Annotated in this window: 1 protein-coding gene; it reads left to right on the plus strand. The window is 41.6% G+C overall.

Annotated features, from left to right (window positions below):
• Nucleotides 1-502 (plus strand): dihydroxyacetone kinase subunit DhaK (locus SMIDD26_RS10855; protein WP_246747045.1); only part of this gene is annotated, 502 nt, incomplete at both ends.

Here is a 502-nt window from a genome sequence, read left to right on the forward strand (position 1 = left end):
GGGGTTGTCATTCATGCATGATGATTTGGTAGAACGTTTAGATGGTTTTGATGTTATCGTTAGAAAGGCAGAAAAGACAGGAAAAGTTGGACTCATTTCTGGTGGAGGCTCAGGACATGAACCAAGTCATGCTGGATTTGTAGGAGATGGAATGTTGTCTGCTGCCATTTGTGGAGCAGTCTTTACCTCACCAACTCCGGACCAAATTTTAGAAGCCATTAAGGCAGCTGATGAAGGTGCTGGAGTTTTCATGGTTATCAAGAACTATTCTGGTGACATTATGAACTTTGAAATTGCACAAGAACTTGCTGAAATGGAAGGTATTGACGTAGCAAGCGTTGTCGTTGATGATGATATCGCTGTTGAAAATAGTCTCTATACCCAAGGTCGTCGAGGTGTCGCAGGTACTATATTAGTCCATAAAATTTTGGGAGATGCGGCTCGTTCTGGTAAATCATTAGCTGAAATGAAGGACTTGGCCGATAAACTTGTGTTAGAAATT

Origin of the sequence: Streptococcus mitis, from assembly GCF_001579035.1 — a bacterium.
Taxonomy (GTDB): Bacteria; Bacillota; Bacilli; order Lactobacillales; family Streptococcaceae; genus Streptococcus; species Streptococcus mitis_J.